General features: G+C 32.5%; 14 protein-coding genes and 1 other RNA gene. 10 read left to right on the forward strand and 5 right to left on the reverse strand.

The window, feature by feature from the left end:
• The coding region (locus ACWIUX_RS02205; protein ID WP_448589091.1) for an IS110 family transposase at nucleotides 1-1,025 on the reverse strand (1,025 nt) is incomplete at its 3' end.
• 246 nt (nucleotides 1,026-1,271) lie between these two features.
• Here ACWIUX_RS02205 and ACWIUX_RS02210 point away from each other — a divergent pair.
• The 4 genes from ACWIUX_RS02210 to ACWIUX_RS02225 all read left to right on the forward strand — a co-directional run bounded on the left by ACWIUX_RS02210 (nucleotide 1,272) and on the right by ACWIUX_RS02225 (nucleotide 7,100).
• Nucleotides 1,272-2,234: an anion permease gene (locus tag ACWIUX_RS02210; protein ID WP_448589092.1), complete on the forward strand. Its 963-nt coding sequence runs from the start codon at nucleotides 1,272-1,274 to the stop codon at nucleotides 2,232-2,234.
• 215 nt (nucleotides 2,235-2,449) lie between these two features.
• Entirely contained in the window at nucleotides 2,450-3,298 is an 849-nt protein-coding gene (locus tag ACWIUX_RS02215; RefSeq protein ID WP_448589093.1) for a DNA-methyltransferase, read from the forward strand.
• A 243-nt stretch (nucleotides 3,299-3,541) separates the two neighbouring features.
• On the forward strand, nucleotides 3,542-5,296 hold the full coding sequence (locus ACWIUX_RS02220; RefSeq protein ID WP_448589094.1) for a diguanylate cyclase domain-containing protein: 1,755 nt from the start codon (nucleotides 3,542-3,544) through the stop codon (nucleotides 5,294-5,296).
• Nucleotides 5,297-5,360: 64 nt separating this feature from the next.
• Entirely contained in the window at nucleotides 5,361-7,100 is a 1,740-nt protein-coding gene (locus tag ACWIUX_RS02225; RefSeq protein WP_448589095.1) for a diguanylate cyclase, read from the forward strand.
• A gap of 136 nt (nucleotides 7,101-7,236) precedes the next feature.
• On the opposite strand, the gene ACWIUX_RS02230 is transcribed toward ACWIUX_RS02225, so the two are convergent.
• From ACWIUX_RS02230 to ssrA, 3 genes are all read right to left on the reverse strand, one after another.
• Nucleotides 7,237-10,116 (reverse strand): [protein-PII] uridylyltransferase family protein, encoded by a 2,880-nt coding sequence (locus tag ACWIUX_RS02230; protein WP_448589096.1) that lies wholly within the window; start codon nucleotides 10,114-10,116, stop codon nucleotides 7,237-7,239.
• The gene (gene murI / locus ACWIUX_RS02235) at nucleotides 10,097-10,927 is read right to left on the reverse strand and encodes a glutamate racemase (protein ID WP_448589097.1); all 831 of its coding nucleotides are present in this window, start codon (nucleotides 10,925-10,927) and stop codon (nucleotides 10,097-10,099) included. The genes ACWIUX_RS02230 and murI overlap by 20 nt, the downstream gene beginning before the upstream one ends.
• Nucleotides 10,928-10,983: 56 nt before the next feature.
• Nucleotides 10,984-11,343, reverse strand: a transfer-messenger RNA (tmRNA) gene (gene ssrA / locus ACWIUX_RS02240).
• Between the two features lie 193 nt (nucleotides 11,344-11,536).
• On the opposite strand from ssrA, the gene ACWIUX_RS02245 reads away from it, so the two are divergent.
• The 6 genes from ACWIUX_RS02245 to ACWIUX_RS02270 all read left to right on the forward strand — a co-directional run bounded on the left by ACWIUX_RS02245 (nucleotide 11,537) and on the right by ACWIUX_RS02270 (nucleotide 15,782).
• A complete protein-coding gene (locus ACWIUX_RS02245; protein WP_448589098.1) occupies nucleotides 11,537-11,950 on the forward strand; it encodes a CoA-binding protein in 414 nt (137 codons plus the stop codon).
• Entirely contained in the window at nucleotides 11,940-12,830 is an 891-nt protein-coding gene (locus ACWIUX_RS02250; RefSeq protein WP_448589099.1) for a lysophospholipid acyltransferase family protein, read from the forward strand. Before ACWIUX_RS02245 ends, ACWIUX_RS02250 begins: the two co-directional genes overlap by 11 nt.
• Nucleotides 12,823-13,302: a hypothetical protein gene (locus ACWIUX_RS02255; RefSeq protein ID WP_448589100.1), complete on the forward strand. Its 480-nt coding sequence runs from the start codon at nucleotides 12,823-12,825 to the stop codon at nucleotides 13,300-13,302. Before ACWIUX_RS02250 ends, ACWIUX_RS02255 begins: the two co-directional genes overlap by 8 nt.
• 199 nt (nucleotides 13,303-13,501) lie before the next feature.
• A complete protein-coding gene (locus ACWIUX_RS02260) occupies nucleotides 13,502-14,125 on the forward strand; it encodes a hypothetical protein (RefSeq protein WP_448589101.1) in 624 nt (207 codons plus the stop codon).
• Nucleotides 14,122-15,231 carry an N-acetylmuramoyl-L-alanine amidase gene (locus tag ACWIUX_RS02265; protein WP_448589102.1) on the forward strand — a complete coding sequence of 370 codons (1,110 nt, stop codon included), beginning with the start codon at nucleotides 14,122-14,124 and terminating at the stop codon, nucleotides 15,229-15,231. The genes ACWIUX_RS02260 and ACWIUX_RS02265 overlap by 4 nt, the downstream gene beginning before the upstream one ends.
• Nucleotides 15,228-15,782 (forward strand): GerMN domain-containing protein, encoded by a 555-nt coding sequence (locus ACWIUX_RS02270; protein WP_448589103.1) that lies wholly within the window; start codon nucleotides 15,228-15,230, stop codon nucleotides 15,780-15,782. Before ACWIUX_RS02265 ends, ACWIUX_RS02270 begins: the two co-directional genes overlap by 4 nt.
• Here the strand turns inward: ACWIUX_RS02270 and ACWIUX_RS02275 are convergent.
• On the reverse strand, nucleotides 15,779-17,755 hold the full coding sequence (locus ACWIUX_RS02275; RefSeq protein WP_448589104.1) for a diguanylate cyclase domain-containing protein: 1,977 nt from the start codon (nucleotides 17,753-17,755) through the stop codon (nucleotides 15,779-15,781). The genes ACWIUX_RS02270 and ACWIUX_RS02275 overlap by 4 nt on opposite strands.
• Between the last annotated feature and the right edge of the window lie 108 nt (nucleotides 17,756-17,863).

Here is a 17,863-nt window from a genome sequence, read left to right on the forward strand (position 1 = left end):
ACAGTCATAATGTAAATGACTCTTCTAAGATGACGGTTACCTCGTTTGGAAATCTTGCTTTTACCTTCAAACTTACCAGACTGAAAAACAGAAGGGTCTATCCCTGCAAAGGCAATAAGGCTTTTATGGGAAGGGAAGTTAAAGATATTTCCGACTTCAGCGAGAAAAGTAGCTCCACTAGTTTTATCAATACCTTCAATAGAGGTAATAATCTCAAGTTCGTCTATCATCATGGACTGACAGAAATTGGAGAGTATATCGGTTATTTTATCAAGTCTTTCCATAAGATGCAGGAGCGTAGAGATTTTCTCAGGAAGGATAAGTTCCTTAGCAAGGCTAACCGAAGCTACAGAGGATTGAGCAGCCTTAATGATATCGTAAGCAGTTATTGTAATCTTCCTACCTCTGGAAAAATTATTTTCAAGAGCTTTTTCAATAGCTTTAGGCTCAGCAATTTTAATAAGGCGCGCAGATGGGAAACTTTTAATGAAATTCAGCATAGTTTGAGTAAAGATATTACAGAGGGATTCCATCTCAGGAAAGGTAAACTGAAGGATACGTTTAATTTCATTTTTAGTAGAAGCGATCATGTTACAAAGAGATTCCCTCTCTCTAGCTATATCCCTAAGGTCTTTTATGTCTTGAGGAACAGAAAATTTAGAAATGGAATCCTTATGCACCAGGATGAACTGAGCAATTGTAAGGGAGTCTTTTTTATCAGTTTTGGTCTTTCTCAAAGACAACTTGGTAAAATTAGAGATGAGAATAGGATTAATAATAACAGTATTAATTCCTTTAGAACAGAGGAAAGAAAAGAGATTGATATGATAACAACCAGTAGATTCCATTGCAGCAAAAACTTTAGAAGGGTCTTTGCAAACAGAATTTATGGACTTAAAGAGTTCAGAAAAACCATTAAGATCCATATTGGCAGTGATAGAAAAACATATGTTGCCTTTAGGCTCAAGGCCAGTAACAGAAAAGGAATCCTTGGAGACATCAATACCAACAAACAGATTATACACAATTACACCTCCAGTGTATTGGATTTTGGTAAGGCAGGTAAAGCCTCCCAACCAATCCTCCATGTTGACAAGGATTCTAAAGATCCAATCAACCTATCATGGTTATGGGAAGCAGGGAACACACTCCTAAAAGGGCTCAATAACCCAGGTAAAATGGAGTTCTCCTGCCTTTCCTTTTGTGCTTGTAATGGGTAAAACCCATTCATATAAACTTTATAACACAAATTATTAGTAGGAGGTAAAAGTATGGAAACCTTCTATGTTGTGGGAATGATTATTGCAGGCTTGTTTTTTGGATGGACTATTGGCTCTCACTATACTGGTGCTGTAATGGGTACAGCTTATGGTACTAAGATATTGGATATTAAGAAGGCGACTTTGTTAATGGCAGTATTCGCATTGCTTGGTGCTACATTGCAAAGTCATGAAGTAATTAAAACATTAGGTGTTGGTATTATACCTATTGAGTATATTACGCCCTTTAGAGCAATGATAATGATGCTTAATGCAGCTTTAGTTACTGCTGTAAACACATGGCTCAAGCTTCCCATATCAACAGCTCAATTAGCTTGTTTTTCAATAGTTGGTGTTGGACTTGCTACAGGTGCACCAATTGCTTGGGAGTATACAATGTTACCTCTTGCTATTACATGGGTTGGAACTCCTTTAGTTGGGTGTATTCTTGGTTTTATCTTTACTAAAACTGTAGGCACAGTAAAGGCAAAAACTGCAGAGACATTCAAAAAATATATTTTAATTCTTGTATGCTGTTATGCCTCTTTTACTCTGGGAGCAAACAACAGTGGATTGGCTGTTAGTGTTCTTTATGGTAGCGGTACTGTTAAATCTTTATTGTTTGCAGGACTTATAGGAGGAGTAGTTGTCGGTATTGGTGCTTTGACATGGGGAAGATCTCTTTTAGAGAAAGTAGGGCTTCATATTGTTCAGATTGAAATAAACAGTGCAATTGGAGCTCAGTTAGGTCAGGCTACAACAGTATATATAGCAGCTCTCTTAGGATATCCAACATCTATGAATCAGGCAATAGTTGGAGCAATTGGTGGTGCAGGACTTGCAAGGGGAGTTAAATATATTCAGGTTAAGGTTGTAAAGGAGATTGTTATAAACTGGTTTGTTTCTCTTTTAGTTTCTGCTACAACAGCATTTATTTTATACAAAGTTTTTTCCTGGCTTTTAGGAGAAAAATAACAAAATAAAATAAGAAGGATGAAATGTATGGAGATTGTATGAAATATGCAAAATGATGAAAAATGAAATTATAATAAAACCGGTGGATTATGGAAAAGTGATTGCATAAACTTGCAATATTTGAGTAAGTTAAGATTTACACATTTCAAATAGAGTTGGGTTTAACTGATTCTATCAGTTGGGTGAATTTGCAGAAAAAATTGGACGTGATCTAAATGAATTCAAAAAGCTTAAAAGTAAGTAAAATAACTCAAAATAAAATTTCTGATTATAATTTTCCCCAAGACAATTGTGTTTTCAAAGATGAAAGAGCAGGAATTTTACTTTATCAAGTCGATTGTATTAAATTTATGGATACTCTTATTGAAAAATATCCTGATGGTCTTTTTGATATGATTTTTGCAGATCCGCCATATTTTTTATCCAATGGTGGTATAACCTGTCATTCAGGTAAAATGGTGAAAGTTGACAAGGGAAATTGGGACAAATCAAATGGAGCTGATGGAAACCACAAATTTAATCTTAAGTGGCTATCTCGATGTCAAAAGCTACTAAAAAAGAATGGCACTATATGGGTTTCTGGAACTCATCATATCATATATTCTGTTGGGTTTGCTATGCAACAATTAGGGATGAAAATCTTAAATGATATTACATGGGAAAAACTCAATCCTCCTCCAAATATTTCTTGTAGGTATTTTACACATTCTACAGAGACAATAATTTGGGCAGCAAAGGATGAAAAATCTAAGCATTGCTTTAACTACGAAGAAATGAAGAAGTTAAATAACAAAAAACAGATGAAATCGGTATGGAGTATATCGGCTCCTAAAAAAGATGAAAAAAAATTCGGCAAACACCCCACACAAAAGCCTCTTGAATTACTTGAAAGAATAATATTAGCAAGTACTGTAAAAGATGATCTAATTTTTGACCCATTTTCTGGGAGCTTTACAACAGGAATAGCTGCAATTAAATTAAACAGATTGTTTGTTGGTTGTGAAACTGAAGATGAGTTTATAAAGCTATCGATAAAAAGAATAAAAGAGTATATAAAAAACTAGAAAAATACTCTTAATCTTTTTTTTTTGGGGGGGGTTAGATTTTAGGGGTTGTAAGGTGAGCAGTAAGGTTTTTTTTCTTTACAAAAAAATAATCTTAGAGTAAGATATTTAAAATTTTGAGACAGATTGAGATTGTAAAAATACAATATGAGTTTTGTAAAACTGATTTAAGGAGTTGGAGCAAGTAGGAAATAAAGGATTTAAAATTTTTAAAAAAGTTGCTAAAGTCAAGGATGTATACTTATGGAAAACGTACCTTTTGATCTAACAAAACCAAAGTACTTTGAACTTATTAAAAAAATGCTAGATGGTATACAAATACCTGCTTTACTTCTCAACAGAAACCACATAATCTTATTTCAGAATAAAGCAGCTTTTGATGTGTTTCATTCTAAAGTTGGCGGGTTTTGCTTTGCTGAATTATGGCAAGGCCAAACATTAAAAGAAGAAGACCAAAAGCTTTTCAGAAAAGGCCATATTACGCCTGATATGCACTGTTACTTTTGTGAATTAGATAGGGTTTTAGATAAAGAACATGTAGTAAAAGAATTGTATATTGCTGATAGATATTGGCAGTCTCACTGGGTAGGTTTAGATAAAGATATATATTTGCATTACTTTGTTGACATAACAGATCTGAAAGAAAACGAGAACAAGATCAAAGAGCAAGAGAGCTTTATAAGAGAAATTACAGATGTCGTGCCAGATTTGATATGGCTAAAAGACACAAACAAGCGTTATTTATTTGTTAACAAAGCTATCTGTGAAAAGCTTCTTCTTGCAAAAGACACATCTGAGCCCCTGGGTAAAACTGATTTGTACTTTGCAAATAGAATAAGGGCTAAAAGACCTGATGATCCAAACTATCACACGTTTGGTGAGCTGTGTACAAACTCAGATGAAGTAGTACTTTCTACCAAGAAAGCTGGTAGATTTGATGAATATGGCAACGTAGCTGGCAAATACCTGCATTTGGACGTTATAAAAGCTCCATTCAAAGACAAAGACGGCAATATTATAGGTGTTCTTGGAGTAGGTAGAGATGTAACACAGCAGAAAATTATCGAAGAAAAACTCAAAGAAGCACAAATAAAGCTAGAGCAAGCCTTTAAATACCACAAGGCAATATTTGATAATAACCCAGCTGCTATATTTGTAGTAGATCAAGATAGAATAATACGCGATGTAAACAAAAGCTTCTGCAGGATTTTTGGATATGAAAAGGAAGAAATCATTGGTAAAAGTGCATTTGTTTTACACACAAGCGCAGAATCATTTGTTGCATTTAAAAAATATGTTTCAAAAATTTTAAAAAATCAAAATGAAGCCATTAATATAGAATATAAATTTAAGAAAAAAGATAATACTTTAATTTGGGTAGAAATGACTGGATCATTTGTTGATTTAGCAGATAATCAAGAGGCTATTATATACAGCGTCATTGATACAACACCACTGCATAAAGCTAAAGAAGAACTTCACTTTCAGGCTTTTCACGATCCTTTAACAAAGCTTCCAAATAGATCCTATTTGGAGATAGAGCTTGAAAAGGCAATGGGCCGAGCAAACCGCTACGACACAAAATTAGCTGTATGTATGATAGATTTAGATGATTTTAAACCGATAAATGACAAGTTTGGACACAATAAAGGAGATATCGTTTTGCAAACAATTGCTTTACGCCTAAAGAACACTATTAGAAAAACGGACTTTGTTGCCCGTTTGGGGGGAGATGAGTTTGTTTTACTGCTTGAATCTATTAAAGACTCAAAGCACTTAGAAAAGATATTAAAAGCAATAGAAAAAGCTGTGAAAACTCCAATAGAGATAGTTCCAAACGTATTTGTAGATGTAGGATTAAGCATGGGAGTGTACCTATATGATAAAACAAAAAACATTTCACAGGAGAGGATTATAAAAAAGGCTGATATCGCAATGTATAAAGCTAAACAGGAAAAAAACACAAGAGCTTTGTATTGGTTTGTTAGTGAAGATTAAATGAGAAAAGAAAAGGAGAATATAAAGTGAACGAGATTAAAAACGATTTTTTGTGTGGTGATATATGAATCTTGACTATACAAAGCCCATTGAAATTTCTAAAGATGTGTATTGGGTAGGCTATGTTATACCCAATGATCCGTTTCAATGCCATGTTTATCTAATAAAAAATGGGTCAAATTCCATTCTTATAGATCCTGGCTCTAAAATTACCTGGAGCGTCACAAGAAATAAAATACTATCACTTATGGAATTAGACGATATTAAGTACTTTATAAGCCATCACCAAGATCCAGACATAACTGCCTGTATGTCTGATATCTTTCAAGAAGTAGGCACAAAAGACAAATTTGTTGTAACCCACTGGCGCACAAAAGCCCTACTTATTCACTATGACTGGGGTGTAGAATTTATAGAAGTAGAATCAAATAACTTTAAACTCAATATACCAAATAGGCCTTTAGAATTCATATTCACACCATATATGCACTTTCCAGGGGCTATATGTACATACGATGTAAAAACAAAGACCCTGTTTTCAAGTGATATATTTGGAGGCTTTACCAAAGAATTTTCTCTTTATGCTGCTGATGCTAAAAGCTATTTTGAGAAGATAAAACCATTTCATGAGCACTACATGCCCTCAAATGAGATACTAAAAAATGGTCTAAGCAAAATTGAAAAACTGGATATAGAACAAATAGCTCCCCAGCACGGAAGTATAATAAAAAAAGAATTTGTCTCTTACATAATCCAAAACCTAAAAAATCTTGATGTAGGGCTCTACTTAACATTTGAAGGGCACAAAGATATACAAAAGCTATCAAAGGCAAATGAGGTAATTTCTTCTATATCAAAAATTGCAATATACGAAACTATGTTTTTTGAACACATAGGAGAAGTCATTGATAAGATTAAACAAGTGGTAGCTATTGAAAGAATCCTTGCAGTAGGGTTTGGTAAAAAAACTATACTTTTTGATTCTGTTCTTCCAAAGCCAATCGCGCTTGATGCTTCTTACAAAGATACAGTATTGGCTTTTAATGAAGTTATTAACTCAAAGAGTTGTAGTGAAATTACACTTAATGAGATCTTTGAGTATAAGCTTAAAGAAAACTACAAAGTATGCGCTTTTGCAGCAAGAGACTTCCATGAAACTATCACAGGCTTATTGTTTTTTGTAATAGAATCTAATGCTTTGATTGCAAATATTGATCTAGAAATCTTAGAAAATGTAAAAAGTGTAATTGAGATTGCTTTGCACAAAGCAATAGAGATTTTTGAAATGGAAGAAGAAAAAAATGAGTTCTTTGATAGATCCATAAGAGATGGACTTACAGGTCTATTTAACAAAAGATACTTTGATATGACAGCCGATATAGAATTCCAAAAAGCAAGAAGGTATAATTACCCATTAAGTTTAGCTTTTATTGATTTAGACGACTTTAAGAAAGTAAACGATACATTTGGCCACGATATTGGAGATATTGTCTTAAAAGATTTTGCAAGAAATATAACAAAATTTATAAGGTCTTCAGATTCAGCATTTAGATACGGTGGAGAAGAGTTTGTAATACTGTTTCCTCACACTACAAAAAACCAAGCTTTAGAGATTTTAACTAGAATACAAAATAATATAAAATCAAAAAGCATTGATGTATTAGGCAAAAAGATTCAATACACATTTAGCGGTGGTATTGCAGAGCTTAACGATGAACAAAGCTACATTGATCTTGTAAATAAAGCTGACCAAAAAATGTATGAAGCCAAAGCTAAAGGTAAGAACACAATTATAGTGTGTTAGTAAAAAAAGGGAATGTCTTATTATATTTTGAAGAACCCTCGCTTTAAAACGTAGTGGCAAAAATGACTTATCTAAAAATATAAATTGGCTATTTGTAGGGATTTGATTGCTGTTAGGTGTCAAAGTTAAGTGTAATTTATCCTTTAAGCTTTACTTTTGATGCCTGAATAAAGTATTTATCGAAGATATCTTTAACTGACATATTAAGATTTGTATAGTATTCAACTATATCAGTAGTTTCTTTGTACTTTATAATTTTTTTTAGAACGTGCAGCTCATTTTCTGATAAATTTAGACTGTTACTATTACCCTTTAAAAATTTAAGTGCTACAATGATTTTGTTATAAAAGATAAACGCCTCTTTTAGAATGCTGTGTTCCTTAGGTGACCATGGTGCGAAGCTGTCCATATTTTTAAGAATTGACCACGGATCGGAAAGTCTTAAAGGTTTATAATTTTTTGCCAGTGGCAATCTGTAGACCTGCAATAAGAAATCAATGTCCATAAGGCTCCCAGGCCCAAGCTTTATGTCCATTTTTGGATCTAAATTTTTATCTATTCTTTCATTTATTACTCTATTTCTTATTTTTAATAGATCTTCTAACTCTTCATCAGAAAATGGTTTATAACAAAATTCTCTTGTTAGCATAATCAAAGACTTTGCTAGGTTAAAATTTCCACAAATAAATTTTAACTTCGAATAGGCAATTCTTTCCCAGGGTTCTAAATATCTTTCATAGTAAAATTTATAAGCTGATAGGCTCCTTATCAATTCTCCATTGTCTCCTTCTGGTCTGAGTCTTGGATCGAAGTAGAGAGGGAAGATTTCGTTGTCGTATGTATTTAGAAAATTTATAACAGCCCTTTGGGCATTTTTGTGTAAAGTATAAGATTCTGTTTCCGAATCCTGGTCTGAGTGAACGAACACTATATCCAGATCAGAAGTTATGGTAAGCCTTGTTGTTGCGAAATTTCCAAGAGCTAAGATGGCAATTTTGTCCTTATAATTTTCTGGAATATTTTGATCGAAACAATATTCACATAACTTTTGGCCAAGGTATGAAATCTCTTTTTGTAACCAGGTTTCATTTCTCATATTTGTCAGATAACACTGAGAAATATTTAAAATTTCTCTAAAAATTGAACTGCTAATGTTCTTTGGATTGAATATAATTTCTCTACTATTTATGCTTTCGAAGTTGGTTTCTTTCGTTTCAATCAGATAATCAAGATACTCTGGCTCATTTACGATTTTACTTAATAGATACGGGCTAAAATTTGAAAAGGAAAGAATCAAGTTTTTTAGATATTTATTGTCCATCAATACCTGAAAGAAGGTATCTTTTCCTTTCATATTTGAAAGAAATAGGGAAAGGTTTTTAAGGGTATAATCTGGGTAATTTGTTTTGCATATTTCTATTAGGAGATCTTCTAATTGGTAGGATAGTGACTCTTGAAATTTTGTGCTGCCTACTTTGAGTAACAATAGATATTTAGAGGATTCCTCTATATTTGAAAAGACCTTTATGTCCTTTAAAATCTTGTTATTAAAATCTATTAATAATTTCTTAACGCTTTCTAGATCGCTTCCGTCTAATTCTATTATCTGAGAGATGCCCTTCTTTAGTTCTTTTCTTTTAAACCAAGAGTATTTATTGAAGTGTTTTTCAAATACTTTTCTTATCTTTTCTTTGTTTTCTTTGATTGCATTTATTAAGTCGTTTTCGCTAGAAAAACCCATCAGTTTGCTTATAATAGCGTTTTGTTCAGAATCTTTGCTAAGTTCATGTACTATTTGGTTATTGTATATCATTAAAAGATGTTCAATCCTTCTTAAAAAGATGTAGCCGTTGTATAAGGCATTAAACTCGTCTAAATTGATAAGATTAAATTTTAATAGTACTTTTAAGACTTTTATCGTGTTTACTTCTTGCAATTCTGGATAGACATAACCGTAGAGGGTTTGGAATAGTTGGCATAAGAACTCAATATCTCTAATACCACCTGCTGACCTTTTTAATTCTAAAGAGTCATCTGAGACTTGATTTTCTATTCTTTCTTTTATTTGAATTATATGTTCTATTCTATTTTCTAATGGAAAATTTGGGTAAATTATTTTATTAAGAGATTTTAGGATTTCTTTGCCTAGAATTATGTCTCCTGCAACAGGTCTAAACTTTATCAATGATTGCCACTCCCAGGGATCAGCCCATTTTTTCCAATATTCAATTGATGTATCTTTTTTTGGCAAAAGAGCTCCGTCAGGACCTTCAGGCCTTAAATTGAGGTCTACATAAAAGAAAAATCCCTCCTGTGTAAAATCTGATAGAACCTTTACGTAAAATCTTGCTAATTTGTTTAATAGTTTAAAATCTTCGTAGTCAATTTCTTGAGGTGCTATAAAAACAAGATCCACGTCAGAGCAATAATTTATTTCTCTACCCCCAAGCTTTCCACCAGCAAAAACTGTAAAAAAAGGTATTTTTTTCCCAAGCTTTGCTTCAAGATAGTTATGACAAACATTTAGAACTTCTCGTAAAAGCGCCTCATAAAGGAAACTTAGTTGAAGGGAACAGTTGTATAAGTCTAAGTTGCCTTGAATCTCTCGAGTTGCGATCCTAAGGTGTTCCCTTAACTTTAATCTTTTGAGGGCGTTTATTTTGTTTTCAAATCCCTTGAATATTTCGGTAGTCTTTCTAGCTTCTGTAATGTAATCTTCTAAGCTTAGGTTCATTTCGAAATTCACAGAACTTAAGAGATCCATATAATTTGGATGTTGTAGAAGTATTTTTGTTAAATAAATGCTTGAAGAAAGTATTGTGAAGAGTCTATAGGCAAAAAGAGGTCTCTTTATGAGATCGCTACAGAGAAAATAAGGGGAGGGTGAATGATCTAGTATTTTTAGAAAATTACTTTTTGTAAATTCAGCATCTGTAATGGTAATGTTATGTTTTTCAATAATAGAGTAAAATAATGAATCAGGATTAATGCTCAGACTATTTGATCCTGAGTTCATTTAACGGTTGTATATTTGATATTTGTTCAAAGTAAATATTTACTTTGTCAAATTTGAAATAAAACTCTATCTTTTTCTTTAATAATTCTACGTCAAATGTATCGTATATGAATACCTTTTTCGTTTTGTTTATTGAAATATCTCTTGGTATCAAATTCAGCGCCTCTTGTGAGATCTTTGTGCATGGATCTAATATAATTACTTCATTTGAAGAGAAGATTTTGGATGCGACCATTTTTATTTTATCTTTAATCATTGGATAATGTGTACAACCTAATAACAAACCTATTGGTTCATCATGATTGATATTAATTTGAAGATACTCTTCTAAAAGATCTTCTATTATAAGTGAGGGATCTTTTAGTTCTATGGCATCAACCAACTTTGGACATGCGACAGGGTAAATTTTATAATTATACGCTTTAAGAGCATTTTCGAAAGCCTTGCTTTCAATTGTGGCTTTTGTAGCAAGAATTATTAGGTTTTTTTGGTGAAAGGTCTCCTTTATGAAGTTTACTGTAGGTTCTATTGTGCCTATTATTGGGACAGAAGTATTTTCTTTTAATTTATTTAATATAGTAGATGAAGTTGTATTGCAAGCGCTAATAATCAAATTGCAGCCTTTTTCTTCAAGGAATGAGATAATATTTTTAACGATGCCTTCAAGTTGTTCGGGATCTTTATTCCCGTAGGGGACATTTATTGTATCAGCAACATAAAATATATCCTCAAGTACGTGAGAATTGACATTTATTAAAGAATTTAAGATATTTATTCCACCCAACCCCGAATCAAAAATGCCTATTTTCAAGATATAAACCTCCATGTTTTTTACAAGAAAAATTAATATAATTTTATCATTTTTTATGGTGGAGGCGGTGGGAATCGAACCCACGTCCACAAAGCGATGTAAAAGCTGTCTACGAGCGTAGTCCAGAGTTTTAATTTTCGCTTCCAAGACCCGCTCTGGACACGGTTCTTGGAAACTAAGACCTGTTATTTAAGAAGGAAAAGCCCAGGTCAAACTTTCCTTCTTCCTCTCTAAATTAAAATTGTGTGCCAAGAGGGAGCACACAATTTTCAAGTTCTACTCCGAAGAGTAGATTAAGCTGCTAAAGTTAAACTGTTATTGTTGGCACTTATTTTTTTGGCGCTTTTTAACGAGGCCAACGCCACCTCGACTCGCAAGCCTTTACATCAATCTCTATGTCGAAACCTTTCGCCCCCATTTATTTACAATATTATTATAGATCAAATATATAAGAAAGTATATGCTATATAGTAACACAAGCATCTTGCTTGTGGATAGCTTTTCATAATACCCTTTTGAAATAGAGATGCTATTTGGCAGTTTGATTATGATATTATTATATTTAGTGTTCTTTTATTTTCTGATCTTGAAAGGAGAAATTAATATAAAGTGAATGTAGAAAATAATATTAATATGTTTGAAAAGTTTAAAAAGTGGGCGGTAGTTGGAGCAAGTCCAAAAAAAGAAAAGTACGGTTATAAGGTTTTCAAAACGCTTGTAGGAAGAGGGCTTACAGTATATCCTGTACACGTAGCTGCTAAAGAAATTGACGGTTTTAAGGTTTATCCAAATATAACTTCTTTGCCAGAAGTTCCTGAAGCTGTTGTTTTAATAATTCCACCTGATAAAACTTTGCCAGTATTGGAGGATATGCTTAGGCTAAATATTAGAAATGTTTGGTTTCAACCAGGTTCAGAATCTGAAGAGGCAGTAGACTTTTGTAAAAAAAATAATATAAATTATGTTGCAAAAGCCTGTATTATGATTGACGTTTCTCCTGAGAGTTTCAGGTTTGAAGTCTAAGATTATCGCTTGTTTGATATTTATTATCGATAAGATTCCTGATAAGTTAAGTAGCCCACTTGCTTCAATTTGTGGTAGGATTCTGTTTTTCTTGCTGCCAAGGTCGAGGGAGCTCATTTTAAAAAATTTGTCTTTAGCGTTTCCTCACTGGTCAGACGAAAAGAGACGTGATGTGGCAGTTAAAAACTTATCTCACTACGTTTTAAATCTAATAGAATTAGTGAAAGCACGAAATAAGGATATAACTGAAATAATGAAGAACGTTGAAGTAATAGGTTTAGAAAACTTTTCTGAAGTGCTAAGAGAAAAGAAGTCTTTTGTAGTTGCATCAGCTCATTTGGGTAACTGGGAACTTCTAGCAACCATGTCGATAGGTCTTGGAATTCCTATTGCAATAGTCGTGAAGGAACAGGTAAGGGATATTATAGACAAATTGTTTTCCTTTCTGAGATTGACAAAGGGAATAATTCTTGTAGAAAAAGAAAGGTCTTTGAGAGAAGGTCTAAAGATTCTAAAAACTGGAAAATTATTTGCGCTTTTATCCGATCAGGATGCAGGGAAAAATGGCATTTTTATTGATTTCTTTGGGATAAAGGCCTCCACTTATCCTGGAGCTGCCTTTTTTGCTTACAAGGGGAACGTAAATCTTTATACTGCATTCACTTTTAGAAAGGAGAACAATAAACATTGCCTGATAATCGAGCCTGAAATAAAGATTGATAGATCCTTGCCTAGAGACGAATGGATTTTACTTGCCATGACAGAGGTAGTAAAGAGAACCGAGAGGATTATAAGGCTTTACCCTGAACAATGGCTTTGGTGTCAAAAAAGATTTAAGACTTTGCCCAATAAGGAGGTAAACAAAGAACTTTATGGCTAATAGACCTGGAAAAGGGAATCCATGGTTAATTTCGCCCGGCGAGGGTGTAGGGGATATAAGGCTTGGTATGAGTCCGCAAGAAGTTAATAAAATCTTGGATACTGAGCCAACGAGCATCAAAGAGTTTGAACTTGATCAAAGGTTTTTTAAAATTGAGGGGTTTGAACATGCAAATTTAGAGATGTATTACGAAAAAATTGGTGATAGTTGGGTTTTAAATATGATAAACGTATATGCCTTTCCAGTTATGTTCTTGAGCAAGTTTTACATAACGAAGGAAGGAATTTGTTTAGGAGATCACATTGAGAGGGCTTTAAATACTTTTGGCATGCCAAATATTTCTAACGATTATCCCGATGCGTCTACTATTGCAGAGGTTTATGCAAGGTATGATAATTATGGGATTGCATTTTCTACCGATGATGCTTTAATAGTTCATATAGGAATTTATAGACCATCTGTATGTATTTAAGTTCATCGGTCAATACTTTAATTGAATTTTAATTTTTATTGGTATAATTAAGTTAAAATCAAAATAAAGTATAATAACTAGTTAGGACTGTGATAATATTAAGTATTTAGTTTTATTCTTAATTGTTCTAGTTTTTGTGACATCTTCTTTTTCTTCAATTTGTTATGCTGAGGGGAGAAAAGAAGGTAAAGCTTTAGTTTTGATACTTACAGATTTTTATGGTCCAAAGGGTAACTTTATAAAAGAAGTTAAAGGCGCGGTAAAAGAGGATAACTTTTTTAGGGATTTAGGGGAGATTGAATTTGTGGATCCAAGGGAGGCAAAAATGCATGTGAGTGTAAATAATAATTTAAAGGTTGATGAGTTTAGTAAAAAGGCTCTTCTTGACAGATCGCATGGTCCTTTGGATGAACTTGTTGCAAAGGATATTATAGATAAATATGATGCTGATAAATTGTACGTTTTTTCTTTTTTCGATACAAACCCCGTAAGTCCAATGGGTTGGAAGCCAGTAAATCCTTTGAGATATGTTTATCTGGTGACTGATAGACTGAAAAGATTGGCACAAGGGTGGGTAGAAGTAGATGCGTGGTTTGAAGTATACAACAAAGAGGGTAAGTTAATTTATCCTCAAGGTGAAGAACAGATTCCAACGAAACAGGATTTACAAGGAACAATAGTCTCATATAACGATTTATATGATGGAATAACAGGTCAAAGAGTATGGCCAAAATGGCCTGACGCAAAACCCTTTAAGATATATTTTAACGCCGATCAGAGCTCTGAAATAAACTCCCTTATAAGAGAGCTTACTTTTCAATGAGGTTTTTTAATTTTATTTTTCTTTTGTTTTGTTTTATACTACTTATACCCAGTATTGCTAAGGCTCAAGATCTATTAACTGTCCAAAACGTTTTCTTTAAATCTTCTCAAGATAATACTGCTGTTGTATTTGTTCAGATTCAGGGGGAGCCTAAGTTTAGCTATTTTAGACTGGACGATGGAAGAATAGTTTTAGATATAGAAAATTCAAAAATTGTTAAAAAAGGTGTTATTATACCTACTTCTAACTCAAACATCATAAGTGAAATTCATTTTGCCCAAAATACTCCTGACATGGTGAGAGTGGTTGTTGGGAGCGATGTCAAGGCAAGTTACAATATTTCAAAGATTGATGGCGGCATACTTATAAGCGTGGGAAGCTCTAAGCCTTTGTTAAGCCTGGCAAATGGAATAACAAATGAGGCTCCTAAGTTACTTCCATATAACTATATTCCTGAGAAAAGTCAACTTGCAAACAGTCAGAATTCGCAAACAAACAACAATCTATATCCTCCAATAAAAAATGCTAAAATAATCGTAATTGATCCGGGTCATGGTGGTTCAGATCCAGGATGCGTGGCGAATGGAGTTGAGGAAAAGGTTGCAACTCTGGGAGTAGCGCTTCATTTGAAGCCCATACTTGAAAAGATGGGTTTCAAGGTTATAATGACTAGAGAAACTGATAAGGATGTGTGGGGTAAGCCTTATAATATGCCTGGTTACGATGCTAATGAATCTGAGCTTCAAGCAAGAGTAAACATAGCAAATGAGAATGGAGCAGCCCTTTTTGTGAGCATTCATTTCAATGCCTGTGCTGATCCATCTATTCATGGAACGCAGGTTTATTACTATAGTCCGCAGAGTTATAAGTTTGCAAGCACGATGATTAAGGATATTTCAAAGGTGAACCCTGTATATACTGATAGACCGATTAGAAGGCCATTTTGGGTAATAAAATACACTACAATGCCTGCAATACTAATTGAAACCGATTTTATTACAAACCCTGCTGTGGCTTCTCAGGTGTATAATTCAGATTATCAGGAGAAAATTGCTCAGGCTATAGCCCAGGGAATTTATGATTCTTATAAGGAGATCTATCAATGAAAAAAGTTTTTATCTTGTTTTTTATAATTGGTTTATTCTTTTTAGCAGGTTGTAATGAAAATCTAAAAAACAATGTTCAACAAAATACGAATAATTCTACGACTACTACCTCACAACAGGCTACGACTCCTGTTGAACAGAATCAAAAGTATGAGGCAATGATATATTGGGAACAACAGGGGAAGATTGTGCCAGTCAGAAAGCAAGTTGGAACGATTTCCGAGCTTGTTAATACCCTATTTAGGGGCCCATCAGAAGAAGAGATGAAGAGTGGGTATTTTACTGAATTGCCAAAGGTTAGTCCAAACAGGGTTATCTTAGAGGGTGATAAGGTTTTGCTTGATTTGCCAGTTTCTTTTTATGATGCCAGAGGTTCGTTTAGGGTTAGCAATATGCTTAAACAAATCGTATATACCTGTGAGAGCTTTCCTGGGGTGAAAAAGGTAGTATTTTTAAAGGATGGTAACCCTATTTCGGTATTTCCAGGTGAGGGATTTGTGCTAGCTCCTTATGTAGATAAGAACTCTATTAACGGTCAAAAAGGAGATTAATCTATATCTATTTTTGAAATAGTATATCTATTTCTTCCATTAGCTTTTGATGTGTACATATTGTTATCAGCTGTTTTAAATAATAGGTTTTCTAATACGTTTTTGTCTTTTTTATATTCTCCAGAAAAGTAAGCTATTCCTATGCTTATGCCAATATTTATTTTTAAATTATTTATTACAAATGGCTCGCATATTTTTTCTATAATTCTTGATGCAATTAACTCAAGGTCGCTCTCACTATTAAATGATTCTGTAACCAAAGCAAATTCATCACCTCCAAGTCTTACTAAGATATCCTGTGTCCTTATGAGAGATTTAATTCTTTTGGCGACAATTTTCAGTAATTCATCTCCCACATCGTGACCAAAGGTATCATTTACAGCTTTAAATTTGTCCAGATCCATTTCAAAAACAGCAATTTTTAGAGCCTTTTTGCTTTTGCTCAGTATCTTTGTAATATATTCTTTTAAGAAAGATCTGTTGTAAAGATTAGTTAGATGGTCGTGATATGCAAGATATTTTATACTCTTCTTTATTCTCTCCTGTTCAATCTCAAGATTTGTAATTTCAAGCTTATTTGAAATATTTTTTGATATTTCTTCTAAGATCAATATTATTTCTTTATCAAATATTCTTTTATTGCTCCAAAGAGTGAGAGTACATATATAGTTATTGTTAATTTTTATAGGAAGAAATATGGCTGAACGTATTTTGGCTAATTCGCTATATTTTCTGATGTAGTTAAAAACTTTGTTATCTTTTATTTCATTTACCAAAAGAAATTCTTTATCCTTAATGTTTTTATAGAAATCGTAAAATCCTTCATTTTGTGTAGTTAAAAAATTAAAAAAATTGAAAAATGTATCTATGCAATCCTCATTTTTAGCATGAATTGACTTAATCTTTGTATTATCTCTTTCTTGAAATAAGAATGCGCAAACTTCTATTTCTTCAATTTTAGTTAATATGTTGCAAATTTTTTGTGTTATGTCATATAAGTAAGTTTTCTCAATTAATATTGAATTAATCTCTCTTGTTGATTCGCTAAAACTTAACCTTATCTGTTGTTTACTCAGGAAATTTGAAATCTTTATTGAAAAAAGGATAAAAATTAGCATTAATAATATAAATCCTAAAATTATAACTAAAATAAAGGGAATTGTAAGCTTTATAAATTTGTTTATTAAGTTTCTAACGTATGAAGTTACTATTATAGTTTTTTCTCTTTCGTACATTGGGAAAATTGCAGAAATTGTATCTTTTCCGAAAAATAGGTTTTCAGTATAGGGTTGTTTCAAATCGGTTTCAGGAATGTATGGGTTTTTTACGGTAGAACTCAATATGTTTCTGTCTGGATCGATAAATGAAATTTCATAATTCTTGAAATCAGCCTTAAGATTTCTTTTTAAAAATTCTATTGATGATAAACGTCCTATTATCAGTCTACCTTTATCTAATAACTTTGTAGTTGTAGAAAATTCTTCGCCGTCTTTTAAAAATACATCCCCGTAGCATGGGTATACGCTGTTCAGATAACACACTGAGGAAGATTTTATGAGCTCTTGATTTAATTCAGGATCAGTAGATATCATATTTCCAGTTTTATCAATAAACAGGATGAATTTTATTTCATTTACATACCTAATAGTTTTCTCCATCGATGATAATATTTCTAAACTTGTTTTTGACTCATTTATATTTTCTGAAAGTTCATATAGAGCGAGATTTGTATAATTTAAGTAGTTATATATTAAAGAATATGATTGATAAGCTATACGCCTTATTTCTGACTTTTCATATGACATAAAATTATTAAAAGCAGTTTTTGTCAGAGACAATATTACTGAAATTGATATTAAAAGTATTATCAGGTATGTTATGACAAAATATTTTGAAATATTCGATCTATTTTTTATTGTTTTATCGTTATTAATTTTAATAGAAGAAAAATTTAAAAATTTCACAAATTCCATTTTAAATAATCCTTATCATAATTGTCAAATTTTAATAATTTTATTATTAAAAAAATAAACTATCCAATTTCAGAGATTTCAATTTTTTGATTTTAAAATTTTGAAATA

Source organism: Thermodesulfobium sp. (genome assembly GCF_053498235.1).

Bases quoted from the DNA above. Each gene is read 5' to 3' on its own strand.
- ACWIUX_RS02275 (WP_448589104.1), bottom strand. From the start codon at position 17,755: ATGGAATTTGTGAAATTTTTAAATTTTTCTTCTATTAAAATTAATAAC.
- ACWIUX_RS02225 (WP_448589095.1), top strand. From the start codon at position 5,361: ATGAATCTTGACTATACAAAGCCCATTGAAATTTCTAAAGATGTGTAT.
- ACWIUX_RS02210 (WP_448589092.1), top strand. From the start codon at position 1,272: ATGGAAACCTTCTATGTTGTGGGAATGATTATTGCAGGCTTGTTTTTT.
- ACWIUX_RS02230 (WP_448589096.1), bottom strand. From the start codon at position 10,116: ATGAACTCAGGATCAAATAGTCTGAGCATTAATCCTGATTCATTATTT.
- ACWIUX_RS02265 (WP_448589102.1), top strand. From the start codon at position 14,122: ATGAGGTTTTTTAATTTTATTTTTCTTTTGTTTTGTTTTATACTACTT.
- ACWIUX_RS02220 (WP_448589094.1), top strand. From the start codon at position 3,542: ATGGAAAACGTACCTTTTGATCTAACAAAACCAAAGTACTTTGAACTT.
- ACWIUX_RS02270 (WP_448589103.1), top strand. From the start codon at position 15,228: ATGAAAAAAGTTTTTATCTTGTTTTTTATAATTGGTTTATTCTTTTTA.
- ACWIUX_RS02255 (WP_448589100.1), top strand. From the start codon at position 12,823: ATGGCTAATAGACCTGGAAAAGGGAATCCATGGTTAATTTCGCCCGGC.
- ACWIUX_RS02215 (WP_448589093.1), top strand. From the start codon at position 2,450: ATGAATTCAAAAAGCTTAAAAGTAAGTAAAATAACTCAAAATAAAATT.